Below are 17,370 nucleotides of genomic sequence, written 5' to 3'. Positions count from 1 at the left end.
TTTTTATTGCAATCAAAAAGCTCGCCCCGGATAAACCGGGAGCGAGCCATCGATTAACCAAATTTACTTTTTAGGCGTTGATTGTTGTTTCATCGCATTCATCATTTGATGTAACTTGCGTTGTGATGGTTTCTGCCCCATCTGCAACATCATTGCGCGTAATTGGTCTTCGTTAATTGGTGGATTATCTTTCAGATAGTTTTCCATGTACTTGCGGGCAGCATAGAAGCCCCCAACAGCACCGGCGATTCCGACGATAATTACGATTAAAATCCAGATCCAGGTTGCCAAGCTGATTCCCCTCCTTCTTGACGTCATTCAATAAACAATTCTACACAACCTTAACGCAAAATAAAAGAGCGAATCGCTGAAAATGACCCGCTCTCTCGATTAATTGTCACGCAAACCCTTTTTACGTTGGATATTGCGGACCTTTTCAGGTGTGACTTCTTTGCCATCCTTATCGTAAACCTGGAGCATTTCCACTTGGCTCTTAAAGCTAGCGCGGAATAACTTCAGGTAACGTTGACGCAGTTCGGCTCGCTCGGCCTTCTCCGCATCGTTGAGTCCCGTATCCTTTGCCTTGTGCGCGAGTTCGTTAATCCGGACCAATAAGGTGTCCATTGTTTCCTCTGCCATGAACAACCCTCCTTATTCAATAGAATCGGTGAAACATGTTGGCATTGCTGCCCCGTTTTTAAAACTAATCCCTATCTTATCAGGCTTAATTTTAGAATTCAACTAATCTACCCGAACATCTGTTTGAAAAGCCAGTCTACCTATGCTACACTATCACTAAACTATACTACGAATGACGAACGAGGTGGCATTACATGACGAAAGCATCAGAAAGCAAACAACTTGCCGTTCTACGCTTCATTTGGGAACGGGTAAACGAAAAAGGGTATCCGCCAACCGTCCGTGAAATTGGCGAGGCTGTTGCCCTCTCCTCTACCTCGACGGTACATGGTCACATCGCCCGCCTAGAAAAAAAGGGGCTCCTAACTAAGGACCCTACCAAGCCACGGGCTTTGGAAGTCACGCCTGCCGGATTAGAGGAGCTTGGTGTTCACGAGAAACAAACGCGAATCCCTGTTCTGGGAACGGTGACAGCCGGGGAACCTATTCTGGCCGTTCAGGAAGCCACGGATTACTTCCCGGTTCCACCTGAATTCGAACGTGACGACGATCAGCTCTTCATGTTGACCATCCGCGGGGAAAGTATGATTAATATCGGGATTCTCAATGGTGACCAAGTTATCGTCCGGCGGCAACAATCCGCAGACAATGGCGATATTGTAATCGCAATGACCGAAGAAAATGAAGCGACCTGCAAGCGATTCTTCAAGGAAGCCGACCATTTCCGGTTACAACCCGAAAATGATACCATGGCACCGATTATTTTAAACCATGTCAGCATTCTCGGTAAAGTCGTTGGCCTCTTCCGTGACGACGTTCACTAATCCTTAAACACAGCAAAAGGCGTGTGCCATTTGGCACACGCCTTTTCTTTCGGGCAATCACACCTTGAATTTTTTATTTAGAAGACTTTACCATGATAATGACTTTCTGGTAATGAATTGAAGTCATATTCAGCCAAATCCTTGGCCGTTTTGAGGTAAGCGTGTAGGCTCTCGGCTAACATCAAATTTAAAACAGTGTCCTTTTCGTGGAATAAAACGACAGGTTTCTTACTGTGGAACGCGTAGCCAATTTCAAAGGCCGTGCCGGAATCCACTTGATCGTCGACAAAGTCAGAAATGGCTACCACAACATCGGCGTGATCAATCTGCGACACGTCCATTTGGAAGGTCTGTGTGGCCCATTCGGGAGTTCCCATGGTTAAGCCGGGAATTTCATCCTTCCGGGGGCTAAAGACACTATCAACCTGCGGATTTTGCTCTAAAGCTGCTTCTACCCGTTCAATCCGAGCGATCTGTTCGTCATCGAAGAAGGGGCCTGCTAAATAAACGTTGGTCACACTAATCTCCTCTTTTCTCTAGAATATCGTTATTATACCGGAAAACCGACCACTTAGCGACTGATTTTTAATTAGTATTCGGTTATAATTTACTAATAAGCCTTTTTCGAGACCAAATGCCGAACATTATTCGAGTTTATCTGGTTTTAGCCTGAGTCTTTCGGCATTGAAATGATTCATGCTATACTGAACCTATAAACTCTTCAAGGAGGCACCATTATGTTCCTCGGATTTGCCATTCTCGGTGGCCTAATGTCACTGATTGCCTTATTTTCATTAATTACTGCGTTTCACCAAAGAAGTTCCAAGGTGGGTGCAAGTGCCCTACTCATCATTGCCTTGCTCCTGACCGGTTGGTCCGTTTGGAAGCTGCCTTACTGGTCCCACCAGCGCGCCGCAGACAATCCCACGACCGAGTCAACTAAGAAGATCAGTTCAAACTCCGGTCAAGCCTTCAGCTCACAATCACAACAGGCAACCCGGGCTGACAATGAGAAAAGCGTCAACAAGCAGCTGGGAAAGTCATTGCAAAAGATTGGCACGATGAGCTTTGATGCCAAGACCAAGACTTACACCCTGACCGTGACTAACAAGGACCTACAATCGACGATTCAAGGATTGACCAAGCATCCTGAACAAGCCAAGCAAGCCAAGTGGCCACGCTTCGTAAACAGTTTCAGTAAAACCAGTGCCTCGCTTAAGAAGGCGTTGGGAACTGGCTATACCTTTGAGATTGGGCTCAAAGATCAAAAACCGGTCTTGGTTTATAAGGATGGGTACGTGATCCATAACAAGTTTGAATAAACGACAGGAAGCCGTGAAACTTTATTGTTTCACGGCTCCTTTTTATTGTTTTTGATAACGACGCTGTTCGCCCTGGCGGCCGATTAATAAGTACTCAGCTGGATCATTGCCCACAGCAAGTCGGGCATCACTGCCGTCACTGCTCAGCCGTCGCATGAAAATTTCTTCGTACTCGGCAACCGTGACCCGCTGACGCTGGTCCAATAGCCGGTCAATAGCCGGCGAATCAAACCCTTGACGATAGCTTGTCTGCACAGTTCCACTAAAGAACTCGCCCTCAGCACCGGATCCATAGCTGAAGAGACCTATGCGCTCCCCGGGTGTCAGATTGTGGTGCCGCAGCAAAGACAGTAGGCTGAGGTAAAGTGCCCCCGTATACAGATTTCCCACATTGCGATTATCCTCCTGGCTAGCCTCAAAGGCTGCGGTGAGTTCTGCCTGATGGGCCTCGGTCGCCGACGGTAGAATCTGGCGAAGTCCTTTACGACCCATCTTGGTGAAAGGTAAGTGGAAGACAAAGGCTGAGAAGTCGGCAATCGACAGATCCGTTTGGTCTTGATAACCACGCCAAACCCGCTGAAAAAAATCTAAGTAAACATTGGTAGAATACTTGCCATCAACCAATGCTTCGGTCCGGTACGTTGGCCGCCAGAAATCCATGACATCTTCGTTATGGTAGCTTGTGACCGTATCCAGCGCCAGAATCTGTGGGTCGGCACTCACTATCATGGCAATTGCGCCACCACCCTGGGTCACTTCACCGGCAGTCCGCAACCCGTAACGCGCAATATCTGCTCCGATGACCAAGACCTTAGCCGTTGGCCGTACCCGCACAAAGTCTGCCGCTAATTGGAGGCCAGCGGTTGCCCCGTAACAAGCCTGTTTCAATTCAACGGCACGGGTCTCAGCTGGCAGCCCCAGGAGATGCGCCAAGTAAATCGCCGTGGACTTGGAATTATCAATACCAGATTCCGTCCCAAACAACACCATCCCAATCTCTGCCTTTAACTCTGGGGTTAAAAATTGTGCAGCCGCGTTGGCTGCCATCGTCACAACATCTTGGGTTGGTGGAATCACTGCCTGTTTCGATTGGCCGATCCCAATTAAGTACTTATTTGGATCGGTGTTTCTTGCGAGTGCTAAGTCACGCATATCTAAATAAAGGTTGGGGGTAAAGAACCCTATTTTATCAATTCCGACGGTTACGGTCATGTCTAGATTCCTCCTATTTATGAAACATTCTGCGAGTCATCATACCACATTCGCAACCAGATTGGCTCATTGCATACTACATTTACCATTTATTTAAAAGCTTAAGAAAGGCCAAATTTGGCTTTTTGCCTATTACAATTTTCCACTTTTCAATTGTTCGAGAGTCGATTTCAATTGGCGTTTCACATTCGGGTCAACCGTCGGATATTCAAGTTGTAGGGCTTGAAAGCGTTGAATCAAGATGTTAGATACAATAAGCCGTGCAATGCCCTTATCATCCGCCGGAATCAGGTACCAAGGCGACCGTTTCGTTGCGGTATTCTCAAGCATTTTCGTGTAGGCAACGCGATAATCATCCCAATAGGCGCGTTCACTGACGTCACTCGGCGAGAATTTCCAGTTCTTGCTTGGCACCTCAATTCTTTTTTCAAAACGTCGCGTCTGTTCTTCCTTGGAAAGATGCAAATAAAATTTAATGGTGACAAATCCCTGATGACGTAGATATTTTTCGTAATGCTTGAGGTCCTGGTACCGGCGATCAAAGAATGCCTCATCCGCATCCGCCGCGACATTAATTCCAGGCAGATTCTGTTTTGTCAGCATCTCGGGATGAACATGACTAATCAACACATCTTCATATTGCGAACGGTTGAAGATCCGAATATCCCCTCTCGGTGGCAGCTCCTGATTGATCCGCCAGAGAAAGTCATGGTCCAACTGCATTGACGTCGGTTGCTTAAAACTCACCACACTCGTTCCGGAAGGATTAAGACCGCTAAAAACGTGTCGAATGAGTCCATCCTTACCAGCAGTATCCATCCCCTGCAAAATAATAATAATGCCATACTTTTTCTGTGAATATAGTCGTGTCTGTAAGTCCCCTAGCGCCAGGACATTCGCCGTCAGTCGATTCTCAATCGCTGTGGCATCGGGCCCCTTCTCCACTCGTGTGGCCAATTCGTCAAGGTCTAAGTCCAGATCACCCGTATAGCGGTAACTACTTTCAATGCTCATCCACATCATCTCCTGTATGGTAATAACATAGCATGTTTTGCCTCACAATAACGGTCTAAAGCCTTAAAAATTTAACGAGTTAGTCCTGCCATGCAAAAATCTTCGCGTTCTTTCACAAAGCTTGCTATACTAAAGATGTAACCACTTACCTGAATGATGGAGGGGTCTAAAATTATGAAAAAAATTACGGCTTACTTTGTGCGACACGGTCAAACGATGCTGAACCATTATAACAAGGTTCAGGGATGGATCGACTCACCTCTGACGGCCAAGGGACGGGCTGACGCGCAGCGTGCCGGTCGACAACTTAAGAACGTTCCCCTGACAGCCGCTTACAGTAGTGACTCGGGTCGGGCCATTGAGACGGCAAAAATCGCCTTGCGTGAAATCCCCGACTCCCAGAACCTCGTATCCTACCAATATCCGGAATTCCGGGAACAATGCCACGGTTATTTTGAAGGTAATGACCTGAACCAAATGTGGCAATTCGTTGGGGTTCAAGTAGGTTTGGATTCCGAATCCAAAGTGTTGGGTACCTATGGCTTGGAAAAAGCCCGTGACTTGATTCACCAAGCGGACCTTTACGGCGATGCCGAAAGTAACGACATGTTCTGGGAACGTCTTGACCGCGGGTTCGATAAACTTCGGGCCAACTCCCAAGATGGCGATCAAGTTGTTGTCATTTCCCATGGGGTAACCATTCGTTCCATTGTCGACCGGTATGCACCAGAATTGGATGAGGGAATCGCCACAATCAATGGTAGCATCACTAAGTTGGAGATTACCGATGACGACATTCACGTCGACTTTTTCAATAAAATTGATTTTCAGTCTTAATTTTAGGAGGTTGTTATCATGAAAAAGTTTCATCGTTCCGCAACTAATCGAGTCTTTGCCGGTGTCATTGGCGGACTTGCCGAGCAATTCGACTGGAACGTTGGTGTTGCCCGCCTTCTGTTTATCGTCTTGACGTTGATGCCGGTCTTCCCCGGGATTATCGTCTACCTGATTCTCTGGATGGTAATGGGTGACCCAGCCTAATCATTACTTAAAGGCATGCAGGTTGACTGTGGGAACCGTTTAGCCTAATATCTAAGTTAGTAACTTGTTAATGAGTGAGCAACTGTTTCTTGACTGTTTCAAAAACTTCAAGGAGGCACTACCATGGCAAATTCAGAAAAGACTTTATTGTTAGTTAAACCCGATGGCGTTGAAGAAGGTCACGTTGGTGAAATTATCACCCGACTCGAACGTAAACGGTATGAAATCGTCGCCTTAAAGGTGGTTAAAGCTACCAGCGCCCAACTTCAGCAACACTACCGCGATCAAGTTGGCAAACCTTATTTCCACGAAATTGAAACCTATATGCAAGAAGGTCCCTTGGTAGCCATTATTGTTACCGGGACTGACGTCGTTAAATCCGTCCACAATCTGGCCGGCAAGACCCGTCCTAATGATGCTCAACCTGGGACCATTCGTGGGGACTTCGCCCACGAATATCCAGATGGCATTCTCAGAAACATCGTCCACACCTCGGACAGTCGTGAGAACGCACATCATGAGATCGCCATTTGGTTCCCAGAATTAGCCGTTGCTGCTCATAAGGCACCCACAATTAAAGTGAAGCAAACCAATTAAATTGGCTTAATCCCCCACCCCGTGTGAGGGATTTTTTGTTTTCCGGTTCGAATAATTGGTACCATTACTAACTTAATCCATTGGCTGTCGTTCATTGCCGTAGTCAGGTAAACTTAAGTCGACGATTCTGTATTAGAACTGTCATATTAATTTCATAAGACGCCAATCTTGCTGTTACCCAGTTGTCGCAACTATCCGTTAGAATGAACCCCATGCAGAAAGGAGCGTCCCTTTATGAGTGAACTTTTTATCAGTTGTCAGTCGGCCGATCCGTTGGCCCATTCGTTTCGCCAACAGCTTGAATGTTGGTCAGAACAGGACTGGGAGTTTCCGACAGTGAGTTTTCACGAACAACATCTACCAATTCGGTTTACCGGATTCCGAGCCGCTAAGATTAAACGCCAACTCAAGCGGGACATCAAACGGGCTCACCGCCTCCTGGTCATCGTCAGTCGTGAAACCTGGCAATCCGAGTGGACAGACTGGGAGATTGCGACCGCCATCCAAGCGGGAAAGACTGTACTCGCAACCAAATTAGACAGTACCAACATTGCACCATTAGCTCTAATCGCTGGTCCTTCAACCTGGATCCCCCCATTCGACCGCTCTGTTTTCACCCAACAACGAAATTAATCCAAACTTGGCTTGCATTTATATTCATTATTGGTAAAATGTATTAGTAGTCACATGGAGAGTTGGCAGAGTGGTAATGCAACGGACTCGAAATCCGTCGAACCGGCGAATACCCGGCGCGCAGGTTCAATTCCTGTACTCTCCTTTTTGGTATCAAATAGAATATTTTTAAAATTAAGGATCCTTCTAATTAAGTTTAGAAGGATCCTTTTTTGAGATTCGATAATAATATCCTAATTTATAAAATCACTTTGCACATATTTTACACACTTCATACTGATTGACCTTGGCGTCGTTAACAAGAACCGTTTGCGTAATTATCCGTTAAATATATCTAAAAAATACCAACTTATCCATATTTGAATATTTCTATTTCAATCCTTGGCACGAGCGGTGTTGTCTGTCATACACCACCACTTTGCCCAATCTCAATTTCATATTACGATAAATTTCAACACATCCCACAACATATTCCTCTTATTTTGGACTATTATCAGTACAGACGACTAATGAAAGAAGAGCGTGTCATGAAAAAAGCATACCAGTTTTTATTGCTCAGTTTAGCATTTCTCACATCATCTAATGACATTATCAGTGCTCATGCGCAATCATGGCATCACGGAACACCAACAGAATTACGCGGATGGTGGCGTACTAAAAAACATAAGGTATCTGCTGGAACAATATGTCCTAAGGTATGGGCTTTTGACTATATACATATAACTAACAAGTATCATGTATGGCAAGGATTCCAAACGGATATTTATTGTGCAAAAAATTTAAAATATAGGCTTGTTGGCTCAAAAACTTATAAAATTTCAGGTAATCTATTCCTTGATAAATATGTTGATAAAAGCCAAACATACTTTATCTATAAAAAAACTTCTGCAAAGACATTAGTCCGTATGGATAATATCAGCTTAAAACATATAAGACTATATAAATTTAGTGGACGGATGTCGAAAAAGACAAATTATCCTTATCCATAAAATTATTTCTACAGATTTACCATTTCACCTAATTAGCACGATGCAAAATTTATTTTCTTCTCAAAATTCCTAACATTTTTGATGTCGGATCCTTAACATAATCTATACTACCGCTGTCACTAAATTTGACGACCACTTTCAAAATCAATGGCTAGACGCCATTAGTTGAGAGGTGATAATCCGTTTCAATTCGTCGAGTTTACAAATTAGATAGCCTACCAGTGCAATTAAAAGACACCCCCAGCCCATCAGCTGGAGGTGTCTCTATTTATATCATCAATAAATTAGTAAGTCATCAAGCTAAAGACATCGTAGCCCTTCAGCTTGTCACGACCATGCAGGTCTTCCAACTCGATCAAGAAAGCTGTCCCCACAACAATTCCACCGAGGTCTTCAACCAATTGAATGGTTGCCCCAATAGTCCCACCGGTTGCCAGCAAGTCATCAGTTACCAAGACCTTTTGGCCTGGCTTGATGGCGTCCTTGTGCAGGTAGAGTGCTGAGGTACCATATTCCAGATCATAAGACGCCTTAACGGTTGGCCGTGGCAATTTACCTTCCTTACGAGCTGGCGCAAAGCCAATGCCCATTTGGTAGGCAACTGGACAGCCTACAATGAATCCACGGGCTTCCGGACCAACGACCATTTCAACCCCCTTGTTTTGAGCGTATGCGACGATCTCATCCGTTGCCGCATGAAAGGCCTCACCGTCCGCCATCAGCGGGGAGATGTCCCGAAACATGACACCCTTTTCAGGGTAGTCGGGAACCGTTGCGATATATTTCGTAAAATCAGTTGCCATAATTGTAAGTAGCTCCTTTATTTTATATCAATGGGGCGTGAAGACGCGTCGTCAGTGCTGCAGTCGAGCAGCTAAGGAGATCTTCCTCCGTCTGAATCTGCTGCAGGCGTAGCTGATAACTCGGTGCGGTTGAGAGATCCTTGGCCTCCGGATGAGGAACGCCATTCATGATCCCATGGTCAATCGTGATGAACCCACATTCAAAGAAGACCTGAATCATAAAGATCAATTGGGTCCGTGGAATCTCCAAAAACGTGACGAGCTGAGCCAGCTGGTGCCCCACATCGACTTGCTGGTGCATCGCAATGAACTTAAATAGTTTAGCATATTGCGGGCGAGTTGGCATCCCTAATTGTGAAAGACTTTCTTTCTTATAGAGATAAGCCGTCACTGTCGCTGGTTTAAGTTGCCCCAGAACTGTCTCTAAATCGGCCGTTGCGTCCGGACAATCCACCACAAATACCCGGGAATCCGGGGGTAAGGTTGACTGAACGGACCCGTCATACAGCACCGCTGTCGAGTCCTTTGGGAGTTGGCTTAACAATTGGTCATAAATCCCCCGATGGAAGAATAGGTAGACGCCTGCCTCCTTAAACATGGCTTGATGCAGTCGCGTCGTCCGCTCATCGACGACGGGTTGTGCGGCCAGCCGGAGATCTTTCACCATCAACTGAAGTGAATGGCGCCCTTGCCAAACATTATCTTCAATAGCTCCCAGCACGTCAGCCTGGTCCGGAGCCGCAGTCAATGCCGCAACCTCATTTCCTGCCCCAAACTGAATGGCATTCAACTGATGTTGGCCTTCCTGTAGCTGGAACTTCAAGTGACTATGGTCCTTACCAATTGCCTTAATTTGCGTCAATGTTGCAGATTCAAAGGCAAAAAGCGGTTGCTGGTTATCCGTACCAAACGGGGCCAATTGTGCCAATTCATGATACAAATCCGGTGTCACTGTGGCCACATCAAGACTAGCAGCAACAGCCACCTCACTAGGACCACTCTCGGCCAACTTCTGATTCTGGGCTTCGACATCTAGCGCGTCGGCTAAGGCGTCTAGCTTATCCGCTGGGACCGTTAGCCCAACAGCCATGTGATGACCACCAAAAGCTGTCATCAGGTCTCTATGGCCATCTAAGGCAGCAAATAAGTTGAATGCCGCAACGCTTCGACCCGAACCCTTAGCATGACCATCATCGGCCACGTTTAGAACCAAGGTTGGCTTTCCTGTCGTTTCAACCACCTTGCTAGCCACGATACCAAGAACCCCTTCATGCCAACCATGACCACTAATAATCAGCGTTGGTCGATTCTGATGGGCTTCATCGGTCGCCTGTGCTAAGGCTTCTGAACTGATCTGACGAACCAATCCTTGCCGCTTCTGATTTTGTGACTCGGTCTGTTGCGCCAATTGACTGGCCTGCGACTCATCTAGTGTCGTCAGGAGTTCAACGGCTGGTGCCGCATCTTCTAAACGACCTAAAGCATTGAGCCGTGGGGCAATACCAAAGCCAATCGATTGCTCAGTTAGATCGTCCGGCTTCAAGCCTGCCGTCTTCATCAGAGCCTGTAATCCCGGTCGCTCGTCTTGTTTCAAGAGTTGCAACCCAAAATGTACCAGTACTCGGTTCTCATCTACCAATGGAACCAAGTCAGCAACGGTTCCAATGGCCGCCAAGTCCAAGAGATCTTGTGGAATTTCTTCGCGCAAGGCCTGAGCAACTTTAAAAGCTACGCCGGCACCGGACAGTCCGCCAAAGGGGTATTCAGCTCCCGGGTACCGAGGATGAATGATAGCATAGGCTTCCGGTAATGTCTCCGGCAACTCGTGGTGATCGGTAACCACGACATCCACCCCAGCCGCCTTAGCCGCCGCGATAGCGTCGTTACCCGCTACCCCATTATCAACGGTGACGACTAATTCCGTCCCGGCTGCAATCAGACGCTTGAAGGCGTCAACATTAGGACCGTAACCATCCTTAAACCGATTCGGAATATAGTAATTAACCTTTGCGCCCATTTCATTCAAGGTTTCGTATAGAATCGAGGTACTGGTGACCCCATCAGCATCATAATCACCATATATGGTAATTTGCTGATCAGCCCCAATTGCATCTTCAATCCGATCGATCCCCCGCTGCATGTCATGCAATGCAAAGGGATCATGCAGTTGTTCCGGACCAGGGTTCAGGAAGGCGTGCGCGGTTTCCGTGGTCTGATACCCTCGATTCCAAAGAATCTGTGCCACAATCGGTGAGATCTTCTCAGTCGCGGCCAGCTCTAAAGCTTCGGCCGACGGTTGATCCACGTTCTTAATCTGCCATTGGTATTGTGCAGGAATCACCAGCAAATCATCCTTTCTAAATGGTTAAAGAGCGGTGTCACTAGCACCACTCTTCTCCCTATCTGCTCTTATTTAACTGCTAACTGGGCCTTCAAATCAGTAATTTCAGTCTGAAGGGCCTCAATTTCTTTAGCCTGTTGGCCAGAAGCTTGTTTACTCTGTGAGTTTTGAATTCGTTTGTTAAGTTGAGCATTTTCAGCCTGCAACTTGGTAATCTGTTCGGTCGTGCGCTGTTCGAGGTCCTTGTAAGCCCGCTTCCGTTGGACCGATGAGATAGTTGAAAATAAGATCATCAAGACGGCACCAATTAGGATGGAAACCAACAAGAGTAAAATAAGCGGCCAACGCACCGTAGCAAACCCGAAGGAAACGGGCACACTGCCCCGATTGAGGAGGGCAAAAACCGCCACAATAATCACTAATAAGAGACTAACAACAATTCGCCATTGATTTTTCATGAGTGCGTCCCTTCTGGTGCGACCTTCTGGAATGGCACATTGATTTCGTCAAAGTCCTTAACAACCCGCGTGTTATGGAACACGTCACGTGCCTGATTCTGAAGTTCCAACGCCATTTTTCCGGTATAACGGGCGGAGATATGGTTCAACAGGAGCATCTTGACGTGCATTCGTTTAGCCAGCTCGGCCGCTTGGATATTCGTCGAGTGGTAGTAGGCCCGAGCGAGCTTACTCTCACCCTTGGCAAATGTGCTCTCATGAACCAAAACATCGGCGTTTTCAGCCAATTTGGCGGCGTTCGGTGTCTGGCGTGTATCGCCTAGTAGTGCCACGATCCGTCCTGGTTGGCTTGGTCCCAGATAGTCCTGCCCATTGATGGTCCGACCATCTGGTAATGTCACCGTCTCACCAGACTTCAGCTGACCATAGACCGGGCCTGCCGGAATTTGGTCGGCACGTAACTTCTCCACGTTAAGTTCCCCCGCATGATCCTTTTCTTCGACACGATAGCCGAAACAAAGAATCTTGTGGTCCAACCGTTGCGCGGATACCCGGAACTTAGAGTCTTCAAAAACTAACCCATCCGTTGTGAGCTCTTGATAATGAATTTTGTACGACAGCTTGGTCTCAGAAACCCGCAGGCTAGTCTCGACGTATTGCCGAATTCCATTTGGGCCGTAGATGGTTAATGGGCCATCGCCACCTTGAAACGACCGACTGCTCAGGAGTCCTGGTAATCCAAAGATATGGTCGCCATGCAAATGCGTGATAAAAATCTTATCGATCTTGCGCGGTTTCAGTGTCGTCCGTAAGATCTGATGCTGCGTGGCTTCTCCCACGTCGAACAGCCATACTGAATTACGCTCATCGAGTAAACGCAATGCCGTACTCGTGACATTGCGGAACTTACCTGGCGACCCAGCACCCGTTCCTAAAAATTGAATTTCCATATTTTTTTCGTTCCTATTCTATAATTAAAGTCCGTCCACTATTTTAGGGGATTTTCACCCAAACCGCAACTCTCAATACCTCGTCACGGTGACTAACGACTATTTTTGCTAGGGTTCTGTGCTTAAATTCGGTATAATCAAGGTAAGTTTTGGACAAGGGGGCTCTCTCGATGCGACTCAACGATTTTAATCTTTCCACCATCGATTTGCATCCAGCACTAACGCTTTACTGGGAACAAGCCGATCGGAACCTCCCCGTCTGCGATCTGCAAACGCGTGACCACAACCTTTTCCTGATCACAGGAAAAGGTCGGCCGCTGACCCTGGACCAATTTCGTACTCGAACCCAGCAGGTCGCCCCAAACGTTGGTCTTTTCGTGCAGGCAACCCCACCCACGCGCCTCTATGGGTATCGACTAGTCCCCCATCAAATCTTATTCGGTTGAAAGGAGTTTTCACCTATGCGTCACGTCAAATTACCACTGATCATTGGTTTGGCCATCATTACCTTAGGGCTAACCGCGTGTCACTCGACAGATCAGAAAAGCACCGCGAGTTTCAAGAATTCCAGTGCCTCTAGTAAAAAATACAGTGCCCCTGAACCGGATGCGGCTGTGTCCTCTTCCAAGTCCAAGAAAGTCGCCACTTACCATCCCTCAGCTAGTCAGACCAAGAGTCCGAACTACGTCAAGTCTGGCAATCTCAAGGCAACCGGGCAGTACACCTTTGACAAGGTCGGCACGGAACTCAACCTTCGTCAGGTAAAACATCCCCAGACGACAATTAAGTCAGGCAAGCTGACCTACCGTATCACCACAATTCGAATCATCAAGAATACCGCTAAGACCGCCGCTGCGAAACAAATGGCGGCCGACGCACTCGATGTTCCCAATCTTAAGAGTCCCTATTACACACTTCAGGTTAAGTTTACCATTTCTAACCGAGGAAAACAGGCCGTGACCACTGATGGCATCAAAGCCATTCGGCTGACCAAGACCCAACAGTTGACTGCAATGGCTCAGCTCAGCGATGCTAGTGCTGGCAAAACAATTCCAGCTGGCGGCAAGCTCGATACCTTCGCCACAGGCTTAGCTAGTGAAAAACAAAAACCAACTTTTAAGTCCGTAAAGATCGCTTTTAACGGGGCTTATATTGATCAAAAGCAAGTCGTGGCCCCAACAAACTGGCTCAAGGTTGCACTTTAAAATTACCCACAAAGAAAGACCCCAGGATCAAAATTCCTGAGGCCTTTTTTATCGACTAAATTAAGCCATGTATTCAAAGACAAAATCATCGATTTGAACACTATCACCATTCTTGGCACCGTGTTCACGGAGACTGTCATCGACACCCATCCCCCGCATTTGCCGTGCAAAGCGTAAGAGACTTTCGTCGTGATTGATATCGGTCATCTGGAAGAGCTTCTCCAACTTGGCCCCACTCAAGATCCAAGTTCCATCGGCATCTTGGGTAATCTTGAATTCTGGTTCCGGTTGGAAGTCGTATTCGACCGTCTTGACCGTTTCTTCCTGCTTAACTGGGAACTTCGGTGTTTCCGCCAAAATATCCGCCGTCCGTTGAAGAAGTGGCGTTAAGCCCTTATGCGTCAGAGCCGAAACCGCGTAGATTTCAGGCTTGTTCGCCAACAACTTATCTTGGGCCAAATCTTCTTTGAACTGAGCCAAGTTATCTTCAGAATCAGGCATATCCATCTTGTTAGCCACGACAATTTGTGGACGTTTCAAGATATCTGGATCGTATGCCTTCAATTCTTCGTTAATCTTCTCAAAATCGTCGTAAGGGTTACGCCCTTCCAAACCACTCATGTCGATCAGATGCAGGATAACCCGCGTCCGTTCAACGTGGCGAAGAAACTGGAAGCCCAAACCGACACCCTTAGCAGCGCCTTCGATCAGACCAGGTAAATCGGCCATCACAAAGTCACGACCATCGGGTAACCGAACCATTCCCAGGTTAGGGACCAACGTGGTAAAGTGATATTCAGCAATTTTGGGTTTGGCACTGGTAACCGTCGACAATAGGGTCGACTTCCCAACAGATGGGAAGCCAACTAGTCCAACATCGGCCAGGACTTTTAACTCCAGTCGGATGTCGAACTCTTGTCCTGGTTCACCATTTTCGGCAATTTCTGGGGCCGGATTCTTAGGCGAAGCAAAGTGGATATTCCCACGGCCACCACGACCACCATGCGCAATGATTATAGAATCATCACTGGCAACCAGGTCACCCATCACGGCACCAGTCTCATCATTCATGATCGTGGTTCCTTGGGGCACACTAATAATGGTATCCTCGGCGCCACGGCCAGTCATGGACTTGATCGCCCCGTTGCCACCGTTCTTTGCCTTGAACTTCCGTTGGTAACGGAAATCCATCAGGGTCCGCAAACCTTCGTCGACTTTAAACACGATGTCGCCACCGCGTCCGCCATCACCGCCGGCTGGTCCCCCGTTCGGCACAAATTTTTCCCGGCGGAAAGCGACCATCCCGTCGCCACCCTTACCGGCTTTTACGCTAATTTTTACTTGATCTACAAACATAATTGTTTTCCTCGTTTTCTAAACCAGCCAACGCTGCTTTTCGTCGTCTCCTGCTAGCCAGTATACCGGCAAACCACCATTCCGTCAAAGCTGAGTTGGTGTGCGGGGACTTTTAATTTCGGCCGTATCCGCCTGAAGCGTCAGCCGGATGGTCTGGGCAACCGTTTCACTGATGCCCAGGGCCCGTAAATCATCAACACTTGCGGTGCCAATCTTCTTCATAGAACCGAACTTTCGCAGTAATTTGTTTCGCGTCTTAGGACCAACACCTGGGATGCGATCTAACCGTGAGCTCAGCGAATGTTTGCTGTGAACCTGTCGGTGGAACGTAATAGCAAACCGGTGAACCTCATCTTGAATTCGTTGCACCAGATAGAAGCCTTGACTCTTAGGATCCAAATGCACGTGATGGTCATCCGGTCCAAACAGCAAGTCCGCCGTCTTATGATGGTCATTCTTAACCATCCCAGCAACCGGAATGTGCAGGTCAAATTCGTCCTCCAACACTTCTTTAACGGCATTCATTTGAATGTCGCCCCCATCCATTAAGATGAGATCCGGCATCGTCCCGTGTTCCTTGAGAAGCCGACCATAACGCCGGCGAACAACCTCGAGGGTGCTAGCCGTTTCATCCGCATGGTCCACGGTACGAAGTTTATACTTTCGGTAAAGCTTCTTGTTCGGTTGACCATCGACGAACACAACCATGGCAGAGACCAAATCAGCCCCCTGAATATGAGAATGGTCAAATGCTTCGATCCGATGTCCTGGAGCAATGCCTAAAGCATCCGTGATCTCCTTCATGGCACCGGTCGTCTTACCCTCGTCAAGCTCTAACAGCCGAAATTTCTCTTCTAAGACCAGTTTGGCATTTTTCCCGGCCATCTCCAACAAATCCCGTTTGGTGCCGCGTTGCGGCGTTCTAACGGGAACCTGGAGCATCGATTCGATGACCTCCTTGTCAATCGAGGCAGGCACCAAAATTTCACGTGGCAGGACCGTATTCTTTCGTTGATAGAACTGGACAATGAAGCTCGCAATTTCTTCCTCCGCCGTGCTAACCACGGGAAAAAGACGCTTCTCACGTTTCATCAAGCGTGCTTGCCGAATGAAGAAGACCTGAATCGACAGCCACCCCTTATCGAGATAAAAATTAAAGATATCTCGTGGCGTGCTGTCATTAGAAATAATCTTCTGCTTTTCAACCGTAGCTTCAATGTACCGAATCTGGTCCCGCAAATCTGCGGCCCGTTCGTATTCCATATCGGCAGCGGCAGCCGTCATCCGGTCATTCAATTCCTTCTCAGCGTGCCCCACATTGCCATTCAAGAAGGACTTAATCTTCTTGACCTGGGTCTCGTATTTTTCCTCAGGCACTTCCTTGAAGCACGCCCCCAGACACTGGCCCATATGATAATACAGACACGGGCGTCCCTGGTAACCAGTACACCGACGGAGCGGGTAAACTTTCTGTAAAAAGTGAATTGTTTCCTCGGCCGCATAAACGTTGGGGTACGGTCCAAAATAATAGGCCCCGTCCTTTTTAATATCATTCACTAACAACAATTGGGGATCACGTTCATTGGTAATCTTGATGTAGGGATACCCCGTCCCTCGCTTCAGCTTAATGTTGAAGTAAGGTTGATGCTTCTGAATCAGCGTAATTTCTAGCAGGAAGGCTTCCTTATCGGTCGACGTGATAATCGTTTCAAAATCCACGATCTCACTGACCAACTGTGCTGTTTTCCCGGTATGGCTACTCTTAAAGTACGAGCGGACCCGGTTCTTCAGGTTCTTCGCCTTCCCCACATAGATGATCTGGCTATTGATATTCTTCATTAAATAACAGCCAGGTAGTCCTGGTAATAATGCTAATTTATGTTCCAAATATTCCGACGCCAACGGCCTAACCTCCCTACTTTCTAGAATTTAGCTTATAAAGTATAAGCCGAATACGTGTTTGGTGCAAGTAATCCACCCTCACCA

The 17,370-nt window shown here is 47.3% G+C and carries 20 protein-coding genes and 1 tRNA gene; 10 read left to right on the top strand and 11 right to left on the bottom strand.

Going from position 1 to position 17,370, the window contains the following annotated elements:
* Positions 1–63: 63 nt before the first annotated feature.
* Positions 64–291: a YneF family protein gene (locus EKM71_RS00845; RefSeq protein ID WP_125572795.1), complete on the bottom strand. Its 228-nt coding sequence runs from the start codon at positions 289–291 to the stop codon at positions 64–66.
* 99 nt (positions 292–390) lie between these two features.
* Positions 391–639, bottom strand: coding sequence for a DUF896 domain-containing protein (locus EKM71_RS00840; protein ID WP_125572794.1), 249 nt, complete (start codon positions 637–639; stop codon positions 391–393).
* Positions 640–833: 194 nt separating this feature from the next.
* On the opposite strand from EKM71_RS00840, the gene lexA reads away from it, so the two are divergent.
* Positions 834–1,463 (top strand): transcriptional repressor LexA, encoded by a 630-nt coding sequence (gene lexA / locus EKM71_RS00835; protein ID WP_057877560.1) that lies wholly within the window; start codon positions 834–836, stop codon positions 1,461–1,463.
* Positions 1,464–1,540: 77 nt separating this feature from the next.
* Here lexA and EKM71_RS00830 read toward each other — a convergent pair whose 3' ends face one another.
* Positions 1,541–1,981 carry a nucleoside 2-deoxyribosyltransferase gene (locus EKM71_RS00830; RefSeq protein ID WP_125572793.1) on the bottom strand — a complete coding sequence of 147 codons (441 nt, stop codon included), beginning with the start codon at positions 1,979–1,981 and terminating at the stop codon, positions 1,541–1,543.
* A 219-nt stretch (positions 1,982–2,200) separates the two neighbouring features.
* On the opposite strand from EKM71_RS00830, the gene EKM71_RS00825 reads away from it, so the two are divergent.
* Entirely contained in the window at positions 2,201–2,785 is a 585-nt protein-coding gene (locus tag EKM71_RS00825) for a hypothetical protein (protein WP_125572792.1), read from the top strand.
* 42 nt (positions 2,786–2,827) lie between these two features.
* Here the strand turns inward: EKM71_RS00825 and EKM71_RS00820 are convergent, their stop codons facing one another.
* The gene (locus EKM71_RS00820; RefSeq protein WP_125572791.1) at positions 2,828–3,997 is read right to left on the bottom strand and encodes a hydroxymethylglutaryl-CoA synthase; all 1,170 of its coding nucleotides are present in this window, start codon (positions 3,995–3,997) and stop codon (positions 2,828–2,830) included.
* A 132-nt stretch (positions 3,998–4,129) separates the two neighbouring features.
* Entirely contained in the window at positions 4,130–5,011 is an 882-nt protein-coding gene (locus EKM71_RS00815) for a PPK2 family polyphosphate kinase (RefSeq protein WP_125572790.1), read from the bottom strand.
* A 174-nt stretch (positions 5,012–5,185) separates the two neighbouring features.
* On the opposite strand from EKM71_RS00815, the gene EKM71_RS00810 reads away from it, so the two are divergent.
* The 6 genes from EKM71_RS00810 to EKM71_RS00785 all read left to right on the top strand — a co-directional run bounded on the left by EKM71_RS00810 (position 5,186) and on the right by EKM71_RS00785 (position 8,271).
* Positions 5,186–5,848, top strand: a complete 663-nt coding sequence (locus EKM71_RS00810; RefSeq protein ID WP_125572789.1) for a histidine phosphatase family protein — start codon at positions 5,186–5,188, stop codon at positions 5,846–5,848.
* Between the two features lie 18 nt (positions 5,849–5,866).
* Positions 5,867–6,052, top strand: a complete 186-nt coding sequence (locus tag EKM71_RS00805; RefSeq protein WP_125572788.1) for a PspC domain-containing protein — start codon at positions 5,867–5,869, stop codon at positions 6,050–6,052.
* A gap of 123 nt (positions 6,053–6,175) precedes the next feature.
* Positions 6,176–6,649: a nucleoside-diphosphate kinase gene (gene ndk, locus EKM71_RS00800; RefSeq protein WP_125572787.1), complete on the top strand. Its 474-nt coding sequence runs from the start codon at positions 6,176–6,178 to the stop codon at positions 6,647–6,649.
* A gap of 234 nt (positions 6,650–6,883) precedes the next feature.
* Complete coding sequence (locus EKM71_RS00795) at positions 6,884–7,282, top strand: TIR domain-containing protein (protein WP_125572786.1); 399 nt, start codon at positions 6,884–6,886, stop codon at positions 7,280–7,282.
* A 56-nt stretch (positions 7,283–7,338) separates the two neighbouring features.
* A tRNA-Ser gene (locus EKM71_RS00790) sits at positions 7,339–7,427 on the top strand.
* A 382-nt stretch (positions 7,428–7,809) separates the two neighbouring features.
* Positions 7,810–8,271, top strand: coding sequence for a hypothetical protein (locus EKM71_RS00785; protein WP_164504688.1), 462 nt, complete (start codon positions 7,810–7,812; stop codon positions 8,269–8,271).
* 284 nt (positions 8,272–8,555) lie between these two features.
* Here EKM71_RS00785 and EKM71_RS00780 read toward each other — a convergent pair whose 3' ends face one another.
* The 4 genes from EKM71_RS00780 to rnz form a co-directional block, all read right to left on the bottom strand.
* Positions 8,556–9,074, bottom strand: coding sequence for an adenine phosphoribosyltransferase (locus EKM71_RS00780; RefSeq protein WP_125572784.1), 519 nt, complete (start codon positions 9,072–9,074; stop codon positions 8,556–8,558).
* A 22-nt stretch (positions 9,075–9,096) separates the two neighbouring features.
* Positions 9,097–11,415, bottom strand: a complete 2,319-nt coding sequence (recJ, locus tag EKM71_RS00775; protein WP_125572783.1) for a single-stranded-DNA-specific exonuclease RecJ — start codon at positions 11,413–11,415, stop codon at positions 9,097–9,099.
* 68 nt (positions 11,416–11,483) lie between these two features.
* Positions 11,484–11,873, bottom strand: coding sequence for a lipopolysaccharide assembly protein LapA domain-containing protein (locus EKM71_RS00770; protein WP_125572782.1), 390 nt, complete (start codon positions 11,871–11,873; stop codon positions 11,484–11,486).
* Complete coding sequence (gene rnz, locus EKM71_RS00765) at positions 11,870–12,823, bottom strand: ribonuclease Z (protein WP_125572781.1); 954 nt, start codon at positions 12,821–12,823, stop codon at positions 11,870–11,872. The genes EKM71_RS00770 and rnz overlap by 4 nt, the downstream gene beginning before the upstream one ends.
* Before the next feature lie 170 nt (positions 12,824–12,993).
* Here rnz and EKM71_RS00760 point away from each other — a divergent pair, with 170 nt between their 5' ends.
* On the top strand, positions 12,994–13,269 hold the full coding sequence (locus EKM71_RS00760) for a hypothetical protein (protein ID WP_125572780.1): 276 nt from the start codon (positions 12,994–12,996) through the stop codon (positions 13,267–13,269).
* 15 nt (positions 13,270–13,284) lie between these two features.
* Complete coding sequence (locus tag EKM71_RS00755; protein WP_125572779.1) at positions 13,285–14,028, top strand: hypothetical protein; 744 nt, start codon at positions 13,285–13,287, stop codon at positions 14,026–14,028.
* A 60-nt stretch (positions 14,029–14,088) separates the two neighbouring features.
* On the opposite strand, the gene obgE is transcribed toward EKM71_RS00755, so the two are convergent.
* Together obgE and uvrC are read right to left on the bottom strand one after the other, a co-directional pair.
* Positions 14,089–15,384 carry a GTPase ObgE gene (obgE, locus tag EKM71_RS00750; RefSeq protein WP_125572778.1) on the bottom strand — a complete coding sequence of 432 codons (1,296 nt, stop codon included), beginning with the start codon at positions 15,382–15,384 and terminating at the stop codon, positions 14,089–14,091.
* Between the two features lie 84 nt (positions 15,385–15,468).
* Positions 15,469–17,286, bottom strand: coding sequence for an excinuclease ABC subunit UvrC (gene uvrC / locus EKM71_RS00745; protein ID WP_125572777.1), 1,818 nt, complete (start codon positions 17,284–17,286; stop codon positions 15,469–15,471).
* Positions 17,287–17,370: the final 84 nt, after the last annotated feature.

This window comes from Levilactobacillus huananensis (assembly GCF_003946145.1).
Taxonomy (GTDB): Bacteria; Bacillota; Bacilli; order Lactobacillales; family Lactobacillaceae; genus Levilactobacillus; species Levilactobacillus huananensis.
This window is presented reverse-complemented; position numbering and strand designations above follow the sequence as displayed.

Excerpts from the sequence above, each read along its gene's own strand:
- EKM71_RS00840 (WP_125572794.1), bottom strand. The coding sequence starts at position 639 with ATGGCAGAGGAAACAATGGACACCTTATTGGTCCGGATTAACGAACTC.
- lexA (WP_057877560.1), top strand. The coding sequence starts at position 834 with ATGACGAAAGCATCAGAAAGCAAACAACTTGCCGTTCTACGCTTCATT.
- EKM71_RS00825 (WP_125572792.1), top strand. The coding sequence starts at position 2,201 with ATGTTCCTCGGATTTGCCATTCTCGGTGGCCTAATGTCACTGATTGCC.
- EKM71_RS00820 (WP_125572791.1), bottom strand. The coding sequence starts at position 3,997 with ATGACCGTAACCGTCGGAATTGATAAAATAGGGTTCTTTACCCCCAAC.
- EKM71_RS00815 (WP_125572790.1), bottom strand. The coding sequence starts at position 5,011 with ATGAGCATTGAAAGTAGTTACCGCTATACGGGTGATCTGGACTTAGAC.
- EKM71_RS00810 (WP_125572789.1), top strand. The coding sequence starts at position 5,186 with ATGAAAAAAATTACGGCTTACTTTGTGCGACACGGTCAAACGATGCTG.
- EKM71_RS00805 (WP_125572788.1), top strand. The coding sequence starts at position 5,867 with ATGAAAAAGTTTCATCGTTCCGCAACTAATCGAGTCTTTGCCGGTGTC.
- ndk (WP_125572787.1), top strand. The coding sequence starts at position 6,176 with ATGGCAAATTCAGAAAAGACTTTATTGTTAGTTAAACCCGATGGCGTT.
- EKM71_RS00795 (WP_125572786.1), top strand. The coding sequence starts at position 6,884 with ATGAGTGAACTTTTTATCAGTTGTCAGTCGGCCGATCCGTTGGCCCAT.
- EKM71_RS00785 (WP_164504688.1), top strand. The coding sequence starts at position 7,810 with ATGAAAAAAGCATACCAGTTTTTATTGCTCAGTTTAGCATTTCTCACA.
- EKM71_RS00780 (WP_125572784.1), bottom strand. The coding sequence starts at position 9,074 with ATGGCAACTGATTTTACGAAATATATCGCAACGGTTCCCGACTACCCT.
- EKM71_RS00770 (WP_125572782.1), bottom strand. The coding sequence starts at position 11,873 with ATGAAAAATCAATGGCGAATTGTTGTTAGTCTCTTATTAGTGATTATT.
- rnz (WP_125572781.1), bottom strand. The coding sequence starts at position 12,823 with ATGGAAATTCAATTTTTAGGAACGGGTGCTGGGTCGCCAGGTAAGTTC.
- EKM71_RS00760 (WP_125572780.1), top strand. The coding sequence starts at position 12,994 with ATGCGACTCAACGATTTTAATCTTTCCACCATCGATTTGCATCCAGCA.
- EKM71_RS00755 (WP_125572779.1), top strand. The coding sequence starts at position 13,285 with ATGCGTCACGTCAAATTACCACTGATCATTGGTTTGGCCATCATTACC.
- obgE (WP_125572778.1), bottom strand. The coding sequence starts at position 15,384 with ATGTTTGTAGATCAAGTAAAAATTAGCGTAAAAGCCGGTAAGGGTGGC.